This window comes from Gordonia sp. DT219, assembly GCF_049847065.1.
Lineage (GTDB): Bacteria > Actinomycetota > Actinomycetes > Mycobacteriales > Mycobacteriaceae > Gordonia.
Window position 1 is genome coordinate 1 of sequence record NZ_JBNCNR010000019.1, and the last position, 21,835, is coordinate 21,835.

General features: G+C 68.4%; 23 protein-coding genes. 12 read left to right on the forward strand and 11 right to left on the reverse strand.

Annotation, left to right across the window (positions count from 1 at the left end; all coding sequences use genetic code 11):
* The first annotated feature begins 517 nt into the window (after positions 1-517).
* The 3 genes from ACPXB3_RS17730 (at position 518) to ACPXB3_RS17740 (ending at position 2,539) form a co-directional block, all read left to right on the forward strand.
* Positions 518-760, forward strand: coding sequence for a hypothetical protein (locus tag ACPXB3_RS17730; protein ID WP_425706578.1), 243 nt, complete (start codon positions 518-520; stop codon positions 758-760).
* Between the two features lie 67 nt (positions 761-827).
* Positions 828-1,403: a phosphatase PAP2 family protein gene (locus tag ACPXB3_RS17735; protein WP_425728819.1), complete on the forward strand. Its 576-nt coding sequence runs from the start codon at positions 828-830 to the stop codon at positions 1,401-1,403.
* A 2-nt stretch (positions 1,404-1,405) separates the two neighbouring features.
* Positions 1,406-2,539 carry an FAD-dependent monooxygenase gene (locus tag ACPXB3_RS17740; protein ID WP_425728866.1) on the forward strand — a complete coding sequence of 378 codons (1,134 nt, stop codon included), beginning with the start codon at positions 1,406-1,408 and terminating at the stop codon, positions 2,537-2,539.
* A gap of 26 nt (positions 2,540-2,565) precedes the next feature.
* Here ACPXB3_RS17740 and ACPXB3_RS17745 read toward each other — a convergent pair whose 3' ends face one another.
* Entirely contained in the window at positions 2,566-4,002 is a 1,437-nt protein-coding gene (locus ACPXB3_RS17745; RefSeq protein ID WP_425728826.1) for a carotenoid oxygenase family protein, read from the reverse strand.
* A gap of 73 nt (positions 4,003-4,075) precedes the next feature.
* Here ACPXB3_RS17745 and ACPXB3_RS17750 point away from each other — a divergent pair, with 73 nt between their 5' ends.
* The gene (locus tag ACPXB3_RS17750) at positions 4,076-4,630 is read left to right on the forward strand and encodes a TetR/AcrR family transcriptional regulator (protein WP_425706581.1); all 555 of its coding nucleotides are present in this window, start codon (positions 4,076-4,078) and stop codon (positions 4,628-4,630) included.
* Between the two features lie 10 nt (positions 4,631-4,640).
* On the opposite strand, the gene ACPXB3_RS17755 is transcribed toward ACPXB3_RS17750, so the two are convergent.
* The gene (locus tag ACPXB3_RS17755; protein ID WP_425728828.1) at positions 4,641-5,495 is read right to left on the reverse strand and encodes an alpha/beta fold hydrolase; all 855 of its coding nucleotides are present in this window, start codon (positions 5,493-5,495) and stop codon (positions 4,641-4,643) included.
* A gap of 96 nt (positions 5,496-5,591) precedes the next feature.
* On the opposite strand from ACPXB3_RS17755, the gene ACPXB3_RS17760 reads away from it, so the two are divergent.
* Complete coding sequence (locus ACPXB3_RS17760; RefSeq protein ID WP_425728830.1) at positions 5,592-6,167, forward strand: TetR/AcrR family transcriptional regulator; 576 nt, start codon at positions 5,592-5,594, stop codon at positions 6,165-6,167.
* Between the two features lie 19 nt (positions 6,168-6,186).
* Here ACPXB3_RS17760 and ACPXB3_RS17765 read toward each other — a convergent pair whose 3' ends face one another.
* A complete protein-coding gene (locus ACPXB3_RS17765) occupies positions 6,187-6,435 on the reverse strand; it encodes a DUF2530 domain-containing protein (RefSeq protein ID WP_425728832.1) in 249 nt (82 codons plus the stop codon).
* A 22-nt stretch (positions 6,436-6,457) separates the two neighbouring features.
* Between ACPXB3_RS17765 and ACPXB3_RS17770 the strand changes: the two genes are divergently transcribed.
* Complete coding sequence (locus ACPXB3_RS17770; RefSeq protein WP_425728833.1) at positions 6,458-7,990, forward strand: NCS2 family permease; 1,533 nt, start codon at positions 6,458-6,460, stop codon at positions 7,988-7,990.
* 97 nt (positions 7,991-8,087) lie between these two features.
* On the forward strand, positions 8,088-8,465 hold the full coding sequence (locus ACPXB3_RS17775; RefSeq protein WP_425706627.1) for a MarR family transcriptional regulator: 378 nt from the start codon (positions 8,088-8,090) through the stop codon (positions 8,463-8,465).
* A gap of 21 nt (positions 8,466-8,486) precedes the next feature.
* Here ACPXB3_RS17775 and ACPXB3_RS17780 read toward each other — a convergent pair whose 3' ends face one another.
* Positions 8,487-9,728, reverse strand: coding sequence for a GNAT family N-acetyltransferase (locus ACPXB3_RS17780; RefSeq protein ID WP_425706586.1), 1,242 nt, complete (start codon positions 9,726-9,728; stop codon positions 8,487-8,489).
* A 181-nt stretch (positions 9,729-9,909) separates the two neighbouring features.
* Between ACPXB3_RS17780 and ACPXB3_RS17785 the strand changes: the two genes are divergently transcribed.
* Positions 9,910-10,764, forward strand: coding sequence for a TrmH family RNA methyltransferase (locus ACPXB3_RS17785; protein WP_425706628.1), 855 nt, complete (start codon positions 9,910-9,912; stop codon positions 10,762-10,764).
* A complete protein-coding gene (locus ACPXB3_RS17790) occupies positions 10,761-11,222 on the forward strand; it encodes a DUF2537 domain-containing protein (RefSeq protein ID WP_425706587.1) in 462 nt (153 codons plus the stop codon). Before ACPXB3_RS17785 ends, ACPXB3_RS17790 begins: the two co-directional genes overlap by 4 nt.
* A 13-nt stretch (positions 11,223-11,235) precedes the next feature.
* Here the strand turns inward: ACPXB3_RS17790 and ACPXB3_RS17795 are convergent, their stop codons facing one another.
* From ACPXB3_RS17795 to ACPXB3_RS17810, 4 genes are all read right to left on the reverse strand, one after another.
* Complete coding sequence (locus tag ACPXB3_RS17795) at positions 11,236-12,084, reverse strand: DUF6928 family protein (protein ID WP_425706588.1); 849 nt, start codon at positions 12,082-12,084, stop codon at positions 11,236-11,238.
* Positions 12,085-12,092: 8 nt separating this feature from the next.
* Positions 12,093-13,130, reverse strand: a complete 1,038-nt coding sequence (sepH, locus tag ACPXB3_RS17800; protein ID WP_425728835.1) for a septation protein SepH — start codon at positions 13,128-13,130, stop codon at positions 12,093-12,095.
* Positions 13,131-13,380: 250 nt separating this feature from the next.
* Positions 13,381-14,523, reverse strand: a complete 1,143-nt coding sequence (gene serC / locus ACPXB3_RS17805; RefSeq protein ID WP_425706590.1) for a phosphoserine transaminase — start codon at positions 14,521-14,523, stop codon at positions 13,381-13,383.
* A 157-nt stretch (positions 14,524-14,680) separates the two neighbouring features.
* Positions 14,681-15,808 carry a citrate synthase 2 gene (locus ACPXB3_RS17810; protein ID WP_425706591.1) on the reverse strand — a complete coding sequence of 376 codons (1,128 nt, stop codon included), beginning with the start codon at positions 15,806-15,808 and terminating at the stop codon, positions 14,681-14,683.
* A 204-nt stretch (positions 15,809-16,012) separates the two neighbouring features.
* Here ACPXB3_RS17810 and pdxH point away from each other — a divergent pair, with 204 nt between their 5' ends.
* Both pdxH and ACPXB3_RS17820 read left to right on the forward strand, forming a co-directional pair.
* Complete coding sequence (gene pdxH / locus ACPXB3_RS17815; protein ID WP_425706629.1) at positions 16,013-16,708, forward strand: pyridoxamine 5'-phosphate oxidase; 696 nt, start codon at positions 16,013-16,015, stop codon at positions 16,706-16,708.
* Positions 16,709-16,749: 41 nt separating this feature from the next.
* A complete protein-coding gene (locus tag ACPXB3_RS17820) occupies positions 16,750-18,018 on the forward strand; it encodes an MFS transporter (RefSeq protein ID WP_425706592.1) in 1,269 nt (422 codons plus the stop codon).
* Between the two features lie 11 nt (positions 18,019-18,029).
* Here ACPXB3_RS17820 and ACPXB3_RS17825 read toward each other — a convergent pair whose 3' ends face one another.
* The 3 genes from ACPXB3_RS17825 to ACPXB3_RS17835 form a co-directional block, all read right to left on the reverse strand.
* Positions 18,030-19,058, reverse strand: a complete 1,029-nt coding sequence (locus ACPXB3_RS17825; protein WP_425728837.1) for an oxygenase MpaB family protein — start codon at positions 19,056-19,058, stop codon at positions 18,030-18,032.
* Between the two features lie 146 nt (positions 19,059-19,204).
* Entirely contained in the window at positions 19,205-20,077 is an 873-nt protein-coding gene (locus ACPXB3_RS17830; protein WP_425728839.1) for a biotin-dependent carboxyltransferase family protein, read from the reverse strand.
* Positions 20,074-20,727: a 5-oxoprolinase subunit B family protein gene (locus ACPXB3_RS17835; RefSeq protein WP_425728840.1), complete on the reverse strand. Its 654-nt coding sequence runs from the start codon at positions 20,725-20,727 to the stop codon at positions 20,074-20,076. Before ACPXB3_RS17835 ends, ACPXB3_RS17830 begins: the two co-directional genes overlap by 4 nt.
* A 124-nt stretch (positions 20,728-20,851) precedes the next feature.
* On the opposite strand from ACPXB3_RS17835, the gene ACPXB3_RS17840 reads away from it, so the two are divergent.
* Entirely contained in the window at positions 20,852-21,796 is a 945-nt protein-coding gene (locus ACPXB3_RS17840) for a carbohydrate kinase family protein (protein WP_425728842.1), read from the forward strand.
* Positions 21,797-21,835: the final 39 nt, after the last annotated feature.

Here is a 21,835-nt window from a genome sequence, read left to right on the forward strand (position 1 = left end):
CGGAAAGAGTGGTGGTGTCGTCGATCATGGATTCCCCCCTGGATGATCTTGCGATAAGTCCAGTGTAGCAGAATATTCGTTCGACGCGCAGGTGTTCGACGATTGATTAACAAGGGCGGCAACCGGTTTCGCCCCACCAGTGAACAGTTGTCCCTGCGGTGCACAATTTCCCCTGCGGTGAACAGCAGCATCACGGCGCCGCCGACCGGCGGGAAATGCGGTTTCCGCCGATGACAAATCTGGCCTTTCCTCACTGACAGAATTCATCTCATGGAACGTCGGCGTCCGTCGTAGGCGGGCGATGGAGGATGTGCCGAGGAAATCCTCATTCGAGGGAAGGAGATCTGTGGGATTGAAGTGCCCGAGGTGAATTCACCAAACCCGATATCGATCCTGATGTCATCTCGGCTCTGCTGGAGAACCCTGCCGGCCGCGTGGTCGATCACCAGTTGGATGAGTGGGATGTCAGGTCGCAGTTGAAAGTCCACAGGCCTATCCCATTGAAGATGGTTACCGGATGACCGCTGATGGACTCGATGCGGGTTTTGGTCCATCGAACAAGATTCTGCTGCCCTGGATCGACAAGGACCGCCCCCCGACGCTCCGTGCTGGCGATCGCCCCTGGTTGATGTCGGCGGCCGGCACGAGGAAGTGGTTCGTGTGCACCGGCATCCGTCGCGGATCGGTGAGTCTCTCCGCGATCACCAACGCCCACGCCACGCCCTGGAGCCGGCAGGTCAAACGAGTCGTTCCGCAGTGACCGGCTGACTTCGAAGGGCCGGTAGAGCCACCGACTTCCCGCCGCACCACCTCGGTAAGGTGGCGCCATGACAGCCACACTCGCCTTCGATCGCCTTCGCGTCGACGACGACGTGACCGGCTGGATGGTCGACGGGCGCACGCAGCCCTGGGTCGGGCTGGCGCACGCGGTGACCTTTCTCGGCAACACGCTCACCCTGACTATCCTGTGCGTCGTCGTGGCAGTCGCGTTACTGGTGCGACGGCGTGTCGACGAGGCAGTATTGCTCGTCGTCGGCTCACTGCTGGGATGGGTGATCATGGTGGCGCTCAAAACCGTCGTCGGTCGCGATCGCCCGCCGCCTTCCGGACGGCTACTGCATATCGAGAGTTTCTCCTTTCCGTCCGGCCACGCCATGATGTCGATGGTTGTGTACTGCCTGCTCGCGGTCGTTGCCTATCGAAGCAGTTCGTGGGTACGCCACCATGATTGGGTGCTGATCGCCGCGCCGCTGCTGTCGATGGCCATCGGGATCACGCGCGTGTATCTCGGGGTGCACTGGGCGACCGATGTTCTCGCCGGCTGGATGTGCGGTGCGCTATGGGTGCTGGTCTGTGTGTGGGCATCGACCCGGATCGCGCTGCGTGGCAAGAAGGCCGGATGACGATGCGAGTTCTGGTTGTGGGAGCGGGCATCGGTGGTCTCGGGCTGGCCGCCGGGTTGACGCGGGCGGGGATCGAGGTCGAGGTCGTCGAGCAGGCCGAGCAGGTCCGCGCGCACGGCTCCGGTGTGACGTTGTTCGCCAACGGATTCGGCGCCCTCGACGCACTCGGGATCGGTGACGACGTACGCACGGCCGCCGGAGCCGCGGGCACGTACTCATCGGGAAGCCGACGCCCGGATGGTTCGTGGCTGATGCGTCTGGGTGGCGCTGCCGAAAACCTGCGGGTGATCGACCGGGCCGAGCTCTACCGGGTCCTGCTCGCGGCGGTCCCGCGTGACTCCGTGCGCACGGCGAGCCGGGTGGTCGGTCTCGGCGACGGTGGGGTCGTGCTCGAGGGCGGCACCGAACTCGCCGCCGATGTGGTCGTCGGCGCCGACGGGCTACGGAGTCGGGTGCGAGCCGACGCATTCGGCGATCCGGGCATCCGCTACGCCGGATACGGCGCCTGGCGGGGGATCACCGAGCATCCGGTACCGATCGACGCGGCCGGCGAGACACTTGGCCGCGGAGCACGTTTCGGCATCGCGCCGCTCGGCGACGGCCGCATCTACTGGTTCGCATGCGTCTCGGTCGCGCCCGCATACCGTGCCGGCGGCCTCGACGAGGTACGTCGACGCTTCGGTGACTGGCATGACCCGATCGGTGCCCTCCTCGACGCCACCGATCCCGCGGCCGTCTCCTACGCGCCGATCGAGGAGCTGGCCCGAAGGCTGCGGACCTTCGCTTCCGGAAGATGTGCCCTACTCGGGGACGCCGCCCACGCGATGACACCCAACCTCGGACAGGGGGCCAATCAGGCTCTCGAGGACGCCGCCGTGCTGAACCACCTCCTGGGCCGCGACCTCGGCAGCGCGCCCGACATCCGGAGCATCACCGCAACACTCGCGCGATACGACGCCCTCCGACGGCCCCGCACGCAGCGCATCGCTCGTCAGGCCCGACTGCTCGGAACCGTGATGCAGTGGCGCCATCCATTTCTCGCGACCGTGCGCGACTCGGCGATCCGGCTGGCGCCCACGGCACTCGCCGACCGGCAGGCACGCAACCTGCAACAGTGGTCGCTGCCCGCGCCGTAACCTCCGACGACGCGACGGCGCCGGACCTACGCCGGACGGAAGGCCCCGTGAAAGGTCATCGGAATGTGGTGGGTGAGGGTGGCGGTGGCGACGGGCCCGTCGTCGGGCCGGTCCGCGCGCAACACCAGCAGCGCCGAGGTGCGTCGCGCCGGCTGATGAAGAACGGTCAACAGCCAGCCGTCGCCCTCGGCCGGCGACGTCGGGTCGGCGACGAAAAGTGGTTCGCAGACAGTGCTTTCGCCATCGGTGCGGTACGCGCGGTGCCTGTCGTCGGCATGGTCGATGGTGGTGATCATGTCGGGATTGCCGCCCGGGCGCGTGGATTGGGCCAGATAGGTGAACCGGTGTGCCGCGGCCGTGCGTCGTTGATCGAGTTGCGGGAACTCGCCGCCGAGGTCGCTGAGTTCCTCGGTGCGAACCGTCTGACGCCGTCGGTCGATCACCAGGCGCGTCAGCGTTCCGCCGAACGCCGGGCCGGGATTGTCGCGATAGTCGCGCAGATGCCCATTCCATCGCGTCCATCCGCCGTCACCGTCATGCGCCACGAGTTCGACGGTCGTTGCGTCGTCGGTGTCGTAGGCGTTGGTCACGTGGAAGTGAAAGAGCGAGTCGTGTTCGACCCTGACGTGCTCGCCCCCGTCGCGTGGTACGAGGACGATCGTGGTGCCGAGGTCCGGCTGGTAGGAGAGCGCGTGATCGAACGGGCGCAGACCGAGGGCGACCGGGATCGGATGCCGGACGACCAGCGGACCGAGTACGAAGACGAGGTACCGGTCGGTGAGCGCGAAGTCGTGGATGAAGCCGAGCCTGGGGATCGGGATCGTCGAGATCGTGGTCAGCCGCCCCTGCGGGGTGAGGCGATAGCACCGGATCATCGGGCGCGGGAAGAAGTCGAGACCGAAGTTGAACACCTCACCGGTGCGGGGATCGGTCTTGGGGTGCGCGGAGAAGGCGCCGAGCCGCTTGAGCGCTCCACCGAACGACTCCGTCCCGTGGGTCGACAGCGTGTCGAGGTCCAGCCGATGTGGCCGGCCGCCCTCCCACAGTGCGTAGAGCTTGTCGTCGTGGATCAGCACGTTGGTGTTGGCCATGTTCTCCGGGAACCGCAACGCATTGGCGAGGGCGCCGCCCGCGCGTTGGGTGCCGAAGCCCTTCGGCGGCAACGAGGTCCGGTTGGAACGCCCATGCGCTTTGGTTTGGACGTATCGGTTGCGGAAGTGCACCCCACGGTCGGTGATGTCGAAGCGTGACACCATGCCGTCGCCGTCGAAGATGTGCTCGATCGGGTGGTTGCCCACCTCGAACCGGCCGGGACCGATCCGGTAGAGGGTGCCGCGCAACTGCTCGGGGATGGCGCCCTCGACGTCACTGACGGCGTAGTCGAACTCGTGGAGCTGGGTATCCCAGGGCGAGGTTCCCGAAATGTTGGAGACAGGGACACCGTCGATCCGTGAGACCCTCATGGCAAAAAGTGTCTCAAACTAGAGTCGCAATACGCAATAGATGTCCGACCATTGGGCGATTAGACTCCTCGTCGTGTCCGGAAGCGATGACGTCCTCGCCGCGGCTCGCCGGGTGGTGGGGCGGGTCGGTGTCGGCGCGCTGACCCTGGCGGCGGTGGCCCGCGAGGCCGGTATCGGCCGGGCGACGCTGTATCGGCGGTTCGCCTCGCGCGACGCGCTCATCGCCGCGCTGGTCACCGCGGAACTCGACGAACTCGAGCGATTGGTGCGCAGCCGACTGCGATTCGCCGACGAGCCGCGTCAGACCGTTCACATGCTCGTTCGGGAAGTGCTCGACCACAATTCGCGAAATGAGGTGCTGGGCGCGGCGCTGCGGATCGATGCCGCGGATCTGCTCGGCTGGCTCATCCGCAGTGGTTCGCAGCCGACCCTCGTCGACGTCGTCACCGAGCGCGCACTGGCCTATATCGTGGATTCGCCTCTGGCCCAGCACCTTCGGCCGAATCCGGAGGCGGCCGTCGAATTCATGGTCGGCGCCATCTACGCCGACCTCCTCTCCCCGGGGAGGTATCTGACCCACGCCCAGCTGGCCACCTACATCACCGACGCCATCTGTGTCGAGCCCTAGCCGGTAGCGATCACGATCGGGTGAGAAACGCCGAGATCTCGCGGCCGACACCTGCCGGGTCGTCGATCGACAACAGCACTGCGGCGCCGGGGATCTCGGCGTAGCGGGCGCCGGGGATCAGCTCGGCGAGCCGGTGGCCGTGTGCCGGCGGCATGACCCGGTTGTCGGGGGACCACAGCACCAGCGCCGCACCGTCGAACCGGGACAATGCCTCGGTGTCGCGAACGAGTTCGGCCGACTCGAAATGTGTTGAGGCATAAGCGGCCAAGTCGTCCGCAATGCCGGGGATGGACAGCGCCGGCTCGGTCCAGTGGCGGGCCAGCTCGTCGGGAATCGGCTGGCGTGTCATCCATCCGAATACCACAGGCAGACGGCGGAGGAGGCGACTGCGGATGTTGCGGGCGGCGAGGGTGAGGCCCCCGGGGAGACGCGCGGCGATCTCGGCCATCTTTCCCGGCAGGCCGGGCGGAAAATTGTCGAATGCCTCGCACGGCAGGATCACCATCGCACCCACCCGCTCGTCCCGGCCGATGGCGGTGAGGAAAAGTCCGCCGCCCCAATCGGAATGGACGAGGGTCGCCTCCTGCAGATCCAGAGCGTCGAGGAAGTCGGCGAGCACGTGCACCAGGCCCGTCAACGAGAGGTCGGCTCCCGGATTCATCGGGATGCGGTGCGCACCGAGCGGCAACACCGGGCGCAGATAGCGCAAGCCCGTCGGCAGGTAGCGCATCACCGGATCCCATAGGCGCTCGTCCATGAAGAGGCCGTGTAACAGGACGACGGGAGCGCCGGCGCCCTCGTCGAGGTATTCGATGATTCCGGCGGAGATCTCTATCCGGCGTCGCCGGGGCGTTGCGGTGGTCATCGGGTCTCCCGTCGACGGACTGGACTTGTGGAGCGAGCGCTGTGGAGTGGATGCTCTAGAGTGCCCACTCTAGAGCAATTGATCTACGCTGGGAAGGTGCGAAACGACGAGCGGATCACGACGGCGATGGGGGAGTCGCTACGACGCAACGGGTATGCCGGCACCGGGATCAAGAACGTCCTCGACGCCGCCGACGCTCCCAACGGCTCGCTGTATCACCACTTCCCGGGCGGCAAGCGTGAGCTGGCGGCGGCCTCGCTGCGACAGATGGCCGCGGTCTACCTCGAACTCGTCGTCGGACTGCTCGCCGTCGAGGGCGAATTGCCCGCCGTCCTCGCCGCGGCGTTCGACGAGGCCGCCGACGCCATGGCGGGCTCCGGCTGGCTCAACCTGTGCCCGGTCGGCACCGTGGCCGGCGAGATCGCCGACGCCGAACCCGGGCTCCGAGAGGTCACCGCCGAGATCTTCATCTCCTGGATCGATGCCGGGACCGCGCTGTTCGTCGCGCGCGGGCTCACCGACGACGACGCGACGACGCTCGCATCAGCGACGATCGGGGCCCTGGAAGGTGCGTTCGTGCTCGCGCGGACGCTGCGCTCGCCGACCCCGGTGCATGCCGCGGGGGCATCGGTGGCCGCACTCGCTGCGACCCTCGTCCGGGTGCGCGCATAGGGCCGACGTCACGGGCGGTTCAGTCGAGCCCGCGTTGTGCGCTCCGCGAGCCGCGGCGCGAAGCGGCCCGCTGGACGAGGAAGATCGCGGTGCCCAGCACCCCGACCCCGAGTCCGGTCAAGCAGACCGCGAGGGTGCGGCCACCGCCCCAGCCCGTCACGCCGACGACGATCGACGCCACCAGCCACGCCAGCATCCCGACGACGATCACCGGTTCGGGTGCGCGCAGCGCTCGCGGGAGTTCTGGTATGGGTGCTGCATCGGACATGCGCTCAGGGTAGCTTTCCCGTGTGCCCAGCGATTCTGCGCCCGACGAGTCCCCGAGCAAACCCACGACCCCACCGACCGGCAGCGGCCCCACCGAGACAGGGCCCACCGAGACAGGGCCCACCAATCCGGTCGACCGGTTCTTCAAGATCAGCGAACGCGGCTCGACATTTGCCCGTGAATTCCGCGGCGGCCTGGTCACCTTCTTCACGATGGCCTACATCGTGGTGCTCAACCCGATCATCATCGGTGGTATCTCCGGGTCGCCGCACAATGCCGACGTACTCGGCCACGTGCTGCCGATCGCGCAGGTCGCCGCGGTCACCGCCCTGGTCGCCGGCGTTATGTCGATCATCTTCGGCCTCGTCGCCAACTATCCGTTCGCGATCGCCGCGGGGCTGGGGGTCAACAGTCTGCTCGCGGTGACGATCGCACCGCAGGTGACGTGGCCCGAGGCCATGGGTCTGGTCGTCGTCGAGGGCATCATCATCGTGGTGCTGGCCGTCACCGGATTCCGGACCGCGGTCTTCAATGCCGTTCCCGCAGAACTGAAAGCGGCGATCGCCGCCGGCATCGGCGCCTTCATCACCTTCGTCGGCTTCGTCGACGCCGGGTTCGTGCGGCGCATCCCCGACGCCGCCGACACCAACGTGCCGGTCCAGCTCGGCAGCGGCAACTCGATCACCAGCGTGCCCACCCTCGTCTTCGTCATCGGCGTGCTGCTGATGGGGGTGCTGGTGGTGCGCAAGGTGCCCGGCGGGCTGCTCATCGGCATCGTCGTGACCGCGGTGGTGTCGGTGATCCTGGAGTCGGTGCTCCATCTCGGTTCGGGGGCCGAGAAGCCCGGCGGGTGGGGGTTGTCGGTGCCGTCGATCCCGCATTCGGCCGGCGGGCTGCCGAACCTGTCGCTCGTCGGCGACGTCGACGTGTTCGGCGCGTTCACCCGCATCGGGGTGCTCGCGGCATGCGTGCTCGTGTTCGCGCTGCTGCTGTCGAACTTCTTCGACGCGATGGGCACGATGACCGGGCTCGGCAAGGAGGCCGGGCTGGCCGATGAGACGGGCAACCTGCCCGACATCGGCAAGGCCCTGGTCGTCGAGGGCACCGGCGCGATCGCCGGTGGTGTCGCATCGGCCTCGTCGAACACGGTGTTCGTGGAATCGGCGTCCGGCGTCGCCGAGGGTGCGCGGACCGGTCTGGCCAACATCGTCACCGGCGTGCTGTTCCTGGTGGCCATGTTCTTCACCCCGGTCTACGAGGTCATCCCGAGCGAGGCCGTCGCCCCGGCACTGGTGATCGTCGGCGGCCTGATGATCGGCCAGGTCCGCAGCATCGACTTCACCAAGTTCGCGATCGCCTTGCCGACATTCCTGACCATCGTCACCATGCCGTTCACCTACTCGATCGCCAACGGCATCGGCGTCGGCTTCATCAGCTGGGTGGTGATGGCCACCGCGGCGGGCAAGGCGCGGTCGGTGCATCCGTTGATGTGGCTGGTCGCGATCGTCTTCGTCGCCTACTTCGCGCGCCAACCCATCTCGGATCTGGTCGGGTGAGCAGCGGCTGCGGCCGCGGGCGATCTATTATTGCGCCGTGGAACCAGTTGATGGCGACAAACAGCTCGCCGGGCCGCTCTCTCTTGCGATCGTCCGGATGGCCCGGCGTCTACGACTGCGTCGCGACAGCGAGCTCGTGTCGTTGACCCAGTTGTCGGCCCTGAACACCCTTTATCAGGAGGGCTCGATGACGCCGGGCGCGCTCGCCGCGGCCGAACGGATCAAGCCACCGTCGATGACGCGGGTGCTCGCCTCGCTGGCCGACCTCGGGATGATCGAACGCGCCGCGCACCCGACAGATGGCCGGCAGGTGATCGTCACCCTCGCTTCGCCCGGAAAGCGGGTGATCACCGACGAGGTGGCCGCCCGTACGGAATGGCTGGACGGCCGGCTCGCGGCGCTGTCGGCGCAGGAGCGCGCCACCCTGAATGCCGCCGTACCCATCCTCGAACGGATCGTGTCGGCCGACGGCTGACGGCAGGGCAGGCCGACCGCTTCAGAAGAATGTGCCGGCGAACGGCGCCCGCGAGGTGGCAAAGGCCTTCGCGACGGCGTCGAGGGTCTCCGGGGTATCGGTCCAGAGCCGCTCCGCGGCCGCGAACTCGTGCGCGCCGATGCCGCCGAGATAGATGCTCGACAAGACCGAGATGCTCAGTCGCACAGTCGGTTGCGCGTCAGTGCGGACAGCGACCGCGGCACCGTTGCGGATCGTGACGGCAAAGGTTCCACCGCGCTCGGCGAACCGGTCGGTCACCTCGATGACCGCATCGAGGTCCGCGCCGAAGCGGCGGGCACCGAGCGCGGCACCGACGTCGAGGATGCGCACCCACATCTTGTCCACGAGCCCGGTCACCTCCACCGAGCGCAGGTCGACCAATTTGCGGGGCAGCGGGTCGTCGACGGGAATCGTCGCGCGCAGCGATGGGATGAGGTCGAGGGAGATCAGGACCCGCCACAGGTCGGTGTGGGCGTCCTCGGTCACCGCGAAGACCTCTTCGACCTCGGCGTGCAACCCGCCGCCGTCGGCGTCCTTGATGATGCGATAGCTCGCGTAGCCGTCATCGTGCAGCAGGTAGTGCAGCCCACTGGCCCCCGGCGAGCGCTCCGAGTCGCGGTCGGCCAGGATGGGCGCCCACCACTGCTCGGTCCGCGGTAATGCACCCGGCCGCGTCGCCGTCCAGCGCCGGTGGATATCGGGGATCGCGGCGGCTATCTCGTCGGCGCCGGCGAACCGTACCCGCGCATGCGCCGGTTGGGCGTGCCGCATCCGCGCCGCGGAGCCGACGGTGATGGTGTGCGCGAAGCACGCGGGGCCGAAGCCGAAGCGCTCGTAGATGGTGCCCTCCGAGGCGGTCAGGATCGCGAAGGTCTGTCCCTCGTCGATCCACTGGCCGGTAAGCTCGGTGAGCATCCGGCGCAGGATGCCGCGCCGGCGATGGGTGGCGGCCACCGACACCCACGACAGTCCGGCCGCGGCGGCGGTGGCGCCGCCGGGCAGGGTCATCGACATGCGGTAGAACATCGACACCCCGACGAGTGGTGCCGAGGGCAGGTCGGTGTCACGCACGACGATGACGTCGGAGTCGGAGACCTTGGCGCGCAAGTCGTTTCGCTCGTCGTCGGCGATGGGGTTGCGCATCGCGAACGCCCGGGCGTCGGCGGCGATGATGTCGTCCCAGTCGTCGTTCGAGGCGCGGCGCAGGCTCAGGTGATCGGTCGTGGTCTCGGGACTGTTCACCCCTCCACGTTGTCATATCGACGCGAACATGGTGATCAGCGGGCCGGATCGGGCGACTGCGGTGCGCGTGCCGGGGCGAGCGCAGTGGCTGCGACGACGGCGGTGTTTGGCAGACTGGGTATTCGTGTCCGATACGCCCGCACCTCCTGCTCCTGCACCCCGTGCCGCGGTGCCGCTACCGGTGCGGGTCGTCGACATCGACGATCCCGCCGATGTGCGCGTCGACGACTTCCGCGATCTCAACTCGGTCGACCGGCGCCCGGATCTGCCGGTTCTGCCGGGTGGCCGGCGCGGCCGCGGCCTCGTCATCGCCGAGGGCGTGCTGGTGGCCCGGCGGATGATCGCGTCGCGATTCGCTCCGCACGCCTTCCTGGGGGTGACGCGGCGACTCGAGGAACTCATCGGTGATGTGCGCCCGGTGCCCGACGACACCACTGCCGATGGAGCCGTCCCGTTCTATCGGGCCACTGCCGAGGTGATGGCCGAGATCATCGGGTTCCACCTCAATCGGGGGGTGCTCGGGGTGGCGCGCCGGGCACCGGTTCTCGGTGTCGACGAGGTACTCGCGAATGCGCGGACCGTGGCGATCCTCGAGGGCGTCAACGACCACGAGAACATCGGCAGCATCTTCCGCAACGCCGCCGGTCTGGGGGTTGACGCGGTGCTGTTCGGCGCGGGATGCGCCGACCCGCTGTATCGCCGCAGCGTGCGCGTGTCGATGGGACACGCGCTGCTGGTGCCCTCGGCCCGTTTCGATCAGTGGCCCGCCGGATTGGACGACGTGCACCGGCATGGGTTCACCACGGTGTCGCTGACACCGGATCCGGACGCAACCGTGCTGGCCGACGCCCTCGACGCCGACCGGGTGGCCTTCCTCGTCGGCGCCGAGGGCCCGGGCCTGGCCAAGGCGACGATGCGGGCCACCCACGTGCAGGCCCGAATCCCGATGAGCCGGGGCACCGATTCGGTCAACGTCGCGACCGCCGCGGCCATCGCCTTCTATGAACGCGTCCGATCAGGCACGATGACACGATGAGCGATCCCGGTGACGACCGGCATTCCCCTGCAGCCACGGCGCCGGCAGCGCACGAGGCACACGGGCCGGCGGAGCCGCCCGCCGAGCCGGCGTCGTGGCAGGCACCGGCGTGGACGCTCTACGTCCCCGAGAGCGAACGGGTGATCGCCGGGTCGGGATCCGGTGTCGACCTGGAGCGATGGCGGCACCACGAACCGACACCGTGGTCGCTGGGCCTGCTCGTCAGTGCGATCGTGATGGCCTTTTGTGCGCTGGTGACGGTCGGCGTGTACAGCCTGGCCGAATCCCTCGCACGCGGCGTGGGGCTGCTCGCCGTGGTCGTTCTGGCCTCCGCGAGTGCTTGGACGCTCTGGATTCTCCGATTCCGCCCGGTGTGGCGCTGGATCGTATGGGGGGCGCTGAGCGGACTGCTCGCCGGCGTGGGATCGGCGATTGCGTTGTTTGCGCTCGGGCAGTGAACCCGGACCGCTCTCAGGACTTGCCGAAGCCGAAGTAGCGGGCGAGTCGTCCGCGCTTGGGCTTCGGTGCGGCGTCCGCCTCGCCTGCGGTATTCGCCGGTGCCGCCGAGCCCGATTGCCCGGGGACACCGTGGCCGGAGATGTCTTGCCCGGCAAGCCCCTGCGCGGCGGCCCCCTGCGCCGACACGGCGTGGTACCGGTCGATGTCGTCGGGCGTCGGCACATAGTCGGCGGGATGGATCGCATATGCGGTGACCGGTATCCGCGCGGGATCGGCGTCGGCCGGTGCCAGCGGATGGGTGAACCGGAAGCCGAGCCACGTGCGGTTGGACTCCTCGGCGAGCTGCTGGGGATGGAATGGCAGCGCCAGCAGATCCGGGCCGACGCCCTCGGCGTAACGCAACGGGTGTTCGCCGCCCCAGAACGGGCCCTCGAACGGGTAGGGGACACCCTCGTCCTCGAGGTAGTCGACCGGCGTCGCCGAGAACGACCGTCGCAGCTCGCCGTCCTCCCAACGGGCAAAGGTGCCGGTGCCGGTGGCCGGATCGGTGTACAGCAGGGTGGTCGCGGCGCTGCGGTGAATCGAGGCGATCGTCCGGGTGAGCTCGCTGGGCCGCCCGGTGGCGAACAACGAGCACGACACCACACTCAACCGCCCGTAATGGCCGGCGTAGACGTGCGGGGTCTCGGCAGTCATCGCCGAGGCGAGGTCGGTGTCGGCCACCGGCAACAAGACACTGTCGCCGTAGATGGCCGACGCGAGCCGCTGGGCTGCGGTGACGTCATTGGCGAGTCCGCCGCGCACCAGGCCGGCCGGATCGTCGGTGTCGATGAACCAGAGTGTTACTGCGCGCGCCGACATCGTCCCCCTCAGCTGTTCGGATGGCTACGGACTCCCAGCAGGACATCCTCCCATGCTGGTACGGGTGGCTTGCGTGACTTCCGGCGACGCGGCGCGTCGACCGGAGTGGGTGGCCGCGGCGCATCATCACGGTCGTCGTCGGTCACCTCGGCGGCGGTGTCCGCCGATCGCTGCGGCTCGGTGTCAGTGTGGGTGTCTGCGGTGTCGGTGTCCGCGGCGTCGGTGTGCTGCCCATCCCCGGCCGGCCCGCGAGAGTCGGTGGTGCTCTCGTCGCCATCGAAGTCCAGCGCGTACGTTCCGTGCTCGTCGAACGGGGCACGCTGCGGGTCGTGCCGGCTGCGCTGCGCCCCGATGATCGAGTCGGCGTCGAGGGTGACCTGTTCGCGGCCCGAGTCGTCGACCGCCGGGCCGGGCACCGGGGCGATCACCGGGGTGGCCACCGGTGTCAGCCGGCGGCGCGGCTCGATCAACTCCGGGTGGGTCAACTCCTCGGCGAGGTCGTCGAGCGGATCGGCGGTCCCGCCGTGCGACCCGGGTTGGTAACGCCAGTGGGCGCGGTGTTCGGTGTGGCCGACCTGCCAGGCGACCTGCACCGCCCAATGTCCGTCCTCGCCCTTCCACGCATCCCAGACCGCCTCGGACGGCGTCTGTCCGAAGGCGACGATTCCTTCGGTGACGACGTCGCCCAGGGTCGATTCGGCGAGACCGTCGTGGCGCAGCGGGTGTGCCTGTGCAGCGAGTTCGGCGGCCCGGCTGCGTTCGAGCAACACCGGGTGCGCGAACCGCTCGACCTTGTCGGTGCTGACGCCGGCGATCGCGGCCACCTCGGCGACGGTGGCGCCGGCGCGGATGCGGGATTGGATCTCGCGAGGCCGCAGCGTGCTGGTCATCTCGATCTCGATCTGACCGAGCCGGGAGAGGTCGCCGCGCGCGGCCGCGCGCAGTCGTTCATCGGCGGGGAGGGTGAATCTCTCACCGGACTCGACGTCCTGGCAGATGACTCGGGAGCCGCCGGCGTCGACGCCGACCACTCGAAGTTCGCGCATCTGCTCCTCCTCCGGTTGACCACGAGTGCGGGCATTGGGCTCAGGTTAGACCACCGAACGCGCGGTATCAGTCGGACACGCGGACCGGGAACGCTCGGCTGTCGCCGAATACGCGCAGTTCAGCCCAGGTGTGGCGGAGGTGACCCATGCGTCGGATGGTGCGGATGGGTTCCACAGTAGCGTGCGTGCGGCCCGGTGTTGCCGGTGGTCGCCGAACGCCGCAACCGGCGCCGGAGGTGGCGCGCGGGTGTCACAGACGCTCGACGATGTAGTCGATGGCGGCAGTGAGCCTGCTGACGTCCTCGGGGTCGATCGCCGGGAACATGCCGATACGGAGCTGGTTGCGGCCCAGCTTGCGGTACGGCTCGGTGTCGACGACGCCGTTGGCGCGCAGCGTCTTGGCGACCGCGGCGGCGTCGATCTCGTCGTCGAAGTCGATGGTGCCCACGACCTGACTGCGCAGCGCCGGATCGGTGACGAACGGTGTCGCGAACTCCGACTTCTCGGCCCACGAGTACAGCCGCGAACTGGAGTCGGCGGTGCGCGAGACACACCAGTCCAGGCCGCCGTTGCCGAGCATCCACTGGATCTGGTTGTCCAGCAACAGAAGTGTGGTCAGTGCGGGGGTGTTGTAGGTCTGGTTCTTGCGGCTGTTGTCGACGGCGGTCGGCAGCGAGAGGAATTCCGGGCACCAGCGGTCGGTGCCGGCGATCTGGTCGATGCGGGCCAGGGCCGCCGGGCTCATCGCTGCGAGCCAGATGCCGCCGTCGGCGGCGAAGCACTTCTGCGGCGCGAAGTAGTAGACGTCGGTGTCGGCGATCTCGACCGGCAGGCCGCCGGCTCCCGAGGTGGCGTCGATGGCGATCAGTGCGTCGTCGGCGCCGTCGGGCCGGCTCACCGGGACCGCCACCCCGGTGGAGGTCTCGTTGTGCGCCCAGCCGATCAGGTCGACGCCGCCGAAGTCGTCGGCGGTCAACGCCGCCGGGTCGGGTGCGGTGCCCGGATCGGTCGAGATCACCACCGGCGAATCCAGGAACGGTGCCTTCTTGGCGACGGTGGCGAACTTCGACGAGAACTCGCCGTAGGTCAGATGCAGCGAACGCCGCTTGATCAGCCCGAATGCGGCCGCGTCCCAGAACGCGGTGGTCCCGCCGTTCGACAGCACCACCTCGTAACCGTCGGGCAGGGCGAACAGCTGCGAGAGTCCTTCGCGCACCGAGCCGACCACGTTCTTGACCGGGGCCTGACGGTGGCTGGTGCCGATCACCGACGAACCGATGTCGACGAGGGACTGGAGCTGCTCCGGGCGGACCTTGGACGGTCCGCAACCGAAACGTCCGTCGGCGGGCAGCAGGTCGGCGGGAATGGTGATCGGGGTGGCGGCGTCGCTCATGGGCGCAATTCTAGGGCTGTGGCCGGGGCCACTCGGTTTCGGCCTGCCCGAGCTCCTGTCCGAGGTACTGATCGGCCCTCGGGTTCGCGCGGTCTGAGTTTGTTCGCGCGGCTGGTCGACCACCCGCGCGAACAAATTGAAGCCGCGTGAACGGTTCTCAGAGACCGGGTTTGACGACGTCGCCCCATCCCTCGACGTCCTCGGGTCGCCGCGGTGCGGGGCCGGTGTACAGCGCGGCCGGCCGGACGAGTTTGCCGAGTCGCTTCTGTTCGAGGATGTGCGCGCACCAGCCGGCGGTGCGGCCGCAGGTGAACATCGCGGGCATCATGTGCGTCGGCACCTCGGCGTAGTCGAGGATGACCGCCGCCCAGAATTCGACGTTGGTCTCGATGGCCCGGTCGGGACGTCGTTCCCGCAGTTCGGTGAGCGCAGCTTGTTCGAGCGCGGCCGCCACCTCATATCGGGGGACGCCCAGTTGCTGCGCGGTGTGGCGCAGCACGCGGGCCCGCGGGTCCTCGGCGCGGTAGACGCGGTGGCCGAAGCCCATCAGCTTCTCCTTGCGGTCCAGGATGCCCTTGACCAGGCCGCGGGCGTCGCCGGTGCGCTCGACCTCGTCGATCATCGGCAGCACCCGCGCCGGTGCGCCACCGTGCAGCGGACCGGACATGGCGCCGATCGCCCCCGAGAGCGCCGCCGCCACGTCGGCTCCGGTGGAGGCGATGACGCGGGCGGTGAAGGTCGACGCGTTCAGTCCGTGTTCGGCCGCGCTCACCCAGTACGCGTCGATCGCGGCGATGTGCTTCGGGTCCGGATCGCCCTTCCATCGGGTCATGAAACGTGCTGTGACGGTGGGACATTCATCGATGATGTGCTGCGGGACGGCGGGCTGATGGATACCGCGGGCCGACTGTGCGACGTAGGACAGCGCCATCACCGATGCCCGGGCGAGGTTCGCGCGGGCGGTCGCGTCGTCGATGTCGAGGAGGGGCTGATATCCCCAGATCGGCGCCAGCATCGCCAGGGCGGCTTGGACGTCGACGCGGACGTCGCCGGTGTGGATGGGCAGTGGGAACGGTTCGGCCGGGGGCAGGCCGTCGCCGAACCGGCCGTCGACCAGCAGGGCCCATACGTCGGCGAAGGTGACCTTGTTCTCGACGAGGTCTTCGATGTCGACGCCGCGGTAGCGCAGGTTGCCGCCGTTCTTGTCGGGCTCGGCGATCTCGGTCGTGAAGGCGAGGACGCCTTCGAGTCCGGGAACGAAGTCGTCGGGGACCTTGATCGTCATGTGTCAGACCACTTTCTCTCCGCACGGCGATGTGCCGAAATCCTGTGGCGATGCCGGGCGAGGCATCCCCACCAGCACTGTAGGACAGTTCTCGGGTCCCGTCATACCGGGGAGTAAGCGTGGGGTGCCCGGAGTAGCGTCGGGTCGGTGAGCGAATCCAGGGACTCCGCGGCGCCCGCGCGGGAGCCGATCGATCTGCCCGGAATGCGCGTCGGGTACGGCGGTGGTATCCCGCCCAATGTCGGCGACGGCGACCGCGCGGCCGGGGCAGACGGCGTTCGTGACAACCTCGACCCGAGCTGGCTGCGCGGCGACCCGCCATGGCTCGACCTTTTCGAGGTGTGGCTGCATGAGGCGCTCGATGCGCGGATTCCCGAGCCCAACGCGATGGTCCTGGGCACCGTCGACCCCCACGGGTTGCCTGCGACGCGGACGGTGCTGTGCAAGGGCGCAGACGCGACCGGGATCGTCTTCTTCACCGGCTACGACTCCGACAAGGGCCGTGATCTCGCCGCCGACCCGTATGCCTCGATCACTTTTCCGTGGATTGCGCTGGAACGGCAGGTGCACTTTCGTGGTGCGGTGACCAAGGTGAGCCCGCAAGAGACCCAAGGCTATTGGTCCAAACGCCCGCGCGGTTCCCAGCTCTCGGCCCTGGCGTCGGAGCAATCGCGTCCGATCGGCAGCCGGACGGAGCTGGAGGAGAAGGCCGCCGACGTCGCGGATCGGTGTGGGGGACTCGACGGCGGTACCCCGGTTCCGGTGCCGCCGCACTGGGGCGGATACCGACTCGCCCCCGACTGCGTCGAGTTCTGGCAGGGCCGTGCCAATCGGCTGCACAACCGGGTGCGGCTGAGGCTGGTCGACGGCGTGTGGGAGGTGGTCCGGCTCCAGCCCTGACCACCGGCGGGGGCGGTGGTGAGAATAGATAAGCTGTTTCGGTGCGTCGTCTACTGGCCGATACCCGTCCACTTTCCAATCCGCATTTCCGGCGGCTGTGGTCGGCCAACATCATCACCGTCATCGGCGCTCAGCTCACCGTCGTCGCCGTACCCGCCCAGATCTACCAGATCACCGGCAGCTCGGCCTATGTCGGATTGACCGGAGTCTTCGGCCTCGTCCCCTTGGTCGTCTTCGGGCTGTGGGGCGGGGCGCTGGCCGATGTCTTCGACCGCCGGATGATCCTCGTCGTCACCACGCTGGGCCTGATCGGCACCAGCGCATTGTTCTGGGTGCAGTCGGCGATGGGCTGGAACAATGTGTGGATCATCTTGTCGCTCTTCACCATTCAGCAGGGGTTTTTCGCGGTCAATCAGCCGGCGCGGACCTCGGTGCTGCCCCGGCTGTTGTCGGCCGGGGAGCTGCCGGCCGCCCTGTCGTTGAACATGACGGTGATACAGGCGGGGGCGATCGCCGGTCCGCTCGTCGGAGGTGCGCTCATACCGGTGCTCGGATACTCGGTGCTGTATCTGATCGACACGATCTTCCTGTTCGCCACCCTGTGGGCGGTGGTACTGCTGCCGACGCTGCGGCCGGAGAGCGAGCATGCACCCAAGGTGGCCGGGCTGCGGTCGGTGATCGACGGCCTGGTGTATCTCGCCGGGCACAAGGTGCTGTTGGCGTCGTTTGTGCTCGACCTGATCGCAATGATCTTCGGTATGCCGCGCGCACTGTTTCCGCAGATGGCGCACGAGAACTTCGGTGGCCCGGTCTCCGGTGGCGTCGCCTTCGCGTTGCTGTTCATCGCGATCTCGGTCGGCGCCGTCGTCGGCGGCGTGTTCTCCGGCTGGGTCAGTCGTGTCGAGCGGCAGGGGTACGCGGTGGTCGTATGCGTCCTGATCTGGGGTGTCGCCATCGCGGCATCCGGTGTCGCCGTGGGTCTGGCGGGCGGGTCGGCGATGCCGTGGCTGCCGGTCGTGTTGGTGCTGCTGATGGTCGGCGGCGCCGCCGACATGGCATCGGCGGCGTTTCGGCAGGCGATCCTGCTGGCCGCCGCCAACGACGAGGTGCGTGGACGTCTGCAGGGTGTGTTCATCATCGTGGTCGCCGGCGGGCCGCGCATCGCCGACGTCGCGCATGGTTCGGCAGCCGCCGTCGTCGGGGTGGCGGCCACCACCGCATTCGGTGGCGTCGCCGTCGTCGTGCTGACACTTCTTGCCGCCCTGGTATTGCCGGCCTTCCTTCGCTACCGCGTCGGCCAGCACGCCTGAACCGGCCGACGTCAGTGCTCGCTGACGCGGCCGGGGATCGTCGCCCGGCGGGCGGCGTGGACGGGGCAGTAATGGATCGGATTGTCGCGCTGCGCCTCGGACGGAAGGTTGCGGGCCGGGGTCTCGACGAGCGGCGCATCGCGTGGCACCCGGCCGTCGATGCGATCCCACGCATCGCGTGAACGCGGATGGCGCCGATAGCGTTTCGGGGTCAGTCGATGCATGACGAGATTGACCGCCTTGCCCAGCAGCCGGAATCGGCGTTCGTCGGCCGCGCTCCACGGAAGGTTCATCATCTCGCGGATCGGCTCGTCGTAGAAGCCGGTGGTCAGCCACACGAAGAAGCGGGCGGTGGGTGGCGCGATGAATCGTCGCCAGATCCCCGCGGGCATGAACGACATGAACGGCGGTGGTGGCAGCGCGCCGATGTCGAGGACGGTACGCACCGACTCGTGATCGCGTAGAACGTTGCGGCACATGTGATCCCAGTACCCGAGAAAGTCCTCATAGGTGTCGGGGACGGGTCGCATCGAGACGCCGTACTGCGCGTACCAGGCCTTGGACTCCTCGAACAACCGGCGTTTCTGTGCCTCGGTCAGCCACGGACCGAAGCGTTCACACAGCCGCACGTTGCCGTACCAGAACGTCGCGTGCGCCCAGTAGAAGACGTCCGGGTCGAGCGCGTGATATCGGGATCCGTCGGGCATGGTGCCCTTGATGGTGAGGTGGTAGTCGCGTACCTGGTGTCCGGTTCCGGCGGCGCCGTCGGTCGCGACCGCGTCGTAGACGACGCCGCCGATGGGATACAGCGAGCGCATCAGTCGTTCCCAGCGTTCCCCGAAGAAGTCGGAGTGATCCCACACCGCCTGACCCAGCTTGGGGTGCATGTTCTGCATCGACCCGGCCCAGAGTCCTTGCAACATACCGGTCCACGTGCCCCAGACCTGCCAGGTCAGCGAGTCCGGGCCCAGCGGCGGGTACTCGGCCGCGCCGGCGTCGACGACGGTCTCGGCAGTAGGGGCGGACGCAACCTGAGTCATGAGACAAAACCGTAGATGCGTCTCACCCAGGGTGTCAAGCAGGGATGGTGTCAAGCAGTCGCAGTGTCAAGCGGGCCGAAGCCGGCCGATCGGTAGACATTGCTCCCGGAATCCGCGATCAATGTCTACCGATTCGGGGCACGACCTCATCGCGACCGGAAGCGGACCCGGTTTCCAGCGATCAGTTGCGCTGCTCGGGAGATCGACGCCGCGGTGAGCACCGCGACGACGGGATAACCGCCGGTGACGGGATGATCGGCGAGGAAGATCACCGGGGCGCCGTTGGGCGGGACCTGTACCGACCCGTGCGCCACCCCTTCTGATCGGAGTTCGCCGACGTCGTCGCGGTGGGCCGGCACCGGGGCCGCGGCGCCGTCGGGACGCAGGAGCCGCACGCCCACCCGATCGGCCTCGGTACTGACCTCCCACTCGCCGACGGCCAGGTCCGCGGCCCGACGGAGACGATCGGCGCGCGGTCCGGCGGTCACCTCGAGTTCGACGACGCCGGTGGGCGTACCGGGCAGCGGCGCATGCGTGATGGCGGGCCACTCACCGGTCTCGCTGCCGATGGCGAGCCGGTCGCCGGCTCGCAGCGGCGCCGGGCCGAGTCCCGAGAGGGTGTCGGTGGCTCGGGAGCCGAGCACCGCAGGCGCATGGACCCCGCCGCGCACCGCCACATAGTTGCGGCAACCCCATGCGGGTGGGCCGAGCGCGAGTTGCGCGCCGGATTCGATGATGATCGCGGCACCCAGACCCACCGGTGCGTCGTCCACGGTGACCGGTGCTCCGGCGCCGGTGACCGCCACCACTGCGCGGTGGTGTGCCCGGATTCGCAGGCCGCCCAACGTCGTTTCGATCGTCGCCGCCGACTCCTGGTTTCCGACAAGGCGATTGGCGAGTGTCATCGACGCCCGGTCGGCCGCTCCCGACTGTGGTACCCCGAGGTGGGCCAGTCCGGGGCGGCCCAGGTCCTGGATCGTCGCGAACGGTCCCGGGGTGATCACCTCGATCACGGTCATCGGGTGCTTTCGACATCGGTGAAGCGCACAAGTGCTCCGGGTGTCAGCAGTGACGGCCGCTGTGAGGTCTCATCCCAGAGTTGGATATCTGTGTGGCCCAGCAGATTCCAGCCCCCCGGGCTCGGCGCGGGATAAACGGCGCTGTACCCGGCGGCGACGGCGACCGCCCCGGCAGGCACCCGCGTGCGCGGTTCGTCGCGACGCCCCGGCCGCAGCAACGGATTGTCCCGGCCGTCGGCGGGCACCAGATATCCGAAACCCGGTGCGAAACCCATGAATTCGACGCGCCACACGGTGTCGGTGTGCGCCACGACGACGTCGTCGGCGGCGAGGCCCAGACGCTGGGCGACCTCAGTCAGGTCTGCGCCGTCGTAGTGGACGGGGATCGTGATCTCGTCGTCGGGCACCGCCGCCGTGTCGCCGGGCCCGGAGGCATCTCGCAATACCCGGTGGATTCCCAACGCGTCCGCACCGAATCCGAGCTCGAACTGGACGAGGACGGTCGTCGCACTCGGGACGATCTCGGTGACGCCACGCAACATTCCCGTTGTGCTCGCGGCCCGCAGTGCCCGCTCGGCCCGACGAACCGCGGGCCGGTCGTCCTCGAAGTCGAGCAGCACCGCATCGGTGCCCGCGGGCAACTCGTTCATATCCGTCGAATCTACCCGTCCACCTACCGGATTGGGCGTCCCGGCGAATGCGTCCGGTATGCGGTGGCACACTGATTCGCGTGACGGCAGGACCGACGTGCGCAGGTGGCCCGGGAATGGGCCGATGAGAGAGATCGTGGTGTGCGGGGAGTCGCTCGTCGACGTGGTGGCGACCGCTGCGCCGAATTCGGACGCCCCGACGCTGCCTGCGTTGCAGCCGGCCCTCGGTGGTGGGCCGTTCAACGTCGCGATCACCCTGGGCCGACTGGGAAGTGCGGTCTCGTTCTGCTCGGCGGTCTCGACCGACGACTACGGCGAGGCGATCGTGTCGGCGTTGCGGCACAGCGGTGTCGGCAGCACGCTGGTGCAGCGGCGCGGTGAGCCCACGTCGCTGGCGCTCGCCACGATCGGTACCGACGGCGTCGCGCACTACTCCTTCTATCTCGAGGGAACCGCGGACCGGCTGGTCACCGACCCGGGGCCGTTCGCGCCGACGGTGTCGGCGGTCTGCTTCGGCACACTCTCGTTGGCTCTCGAACCGGGTGCGAGCGTGTACGAGACCGTGCTGCGCCGATGCCACGCCGAGGGGCGGCTCGTGGTCTGCGACCCCAACATCCGCTCGGCCGTCATCGCCGACCCCGACGCATACCGGCGGCGTTTCGCCTCGTGGATGGAGTCGGTGGACGTCGTGAAATTGTCCGACGAGGACGCTGCCTGGCTGGCTCTCGGTCCGTACGGATCGAGAGCGGCGGACTGGATCGGCGCAGGCGTCACCGCCGTCCTCACAACTGCCGGCGCCGACGGTATTCACGTCACCACCGCCGGCGGCGTCAGCCACGTGCCGGCGCCGCGCGTCACCGTCGCCGACACCATCGGTGCAGGTGACGCCATCATGGGTGCCGTGCTGCATCAACTGGATCACCTGGGTGCGCTGTCGTCGGCGGCCGTCGGTGAACTCGACGCCGACCGCTGGCGCCAGATCGCCGCCTTTGCGGTGTCGGTGGCGGGGATCACGGTGTCCCGTCCGGGTGCCGACCCTCCGTGGGCGAGCGAGCTCGGGGGAGACTAGGTTAGGTTCTCAAGAGCCCGTATGGGCGAAGAGGAAAAT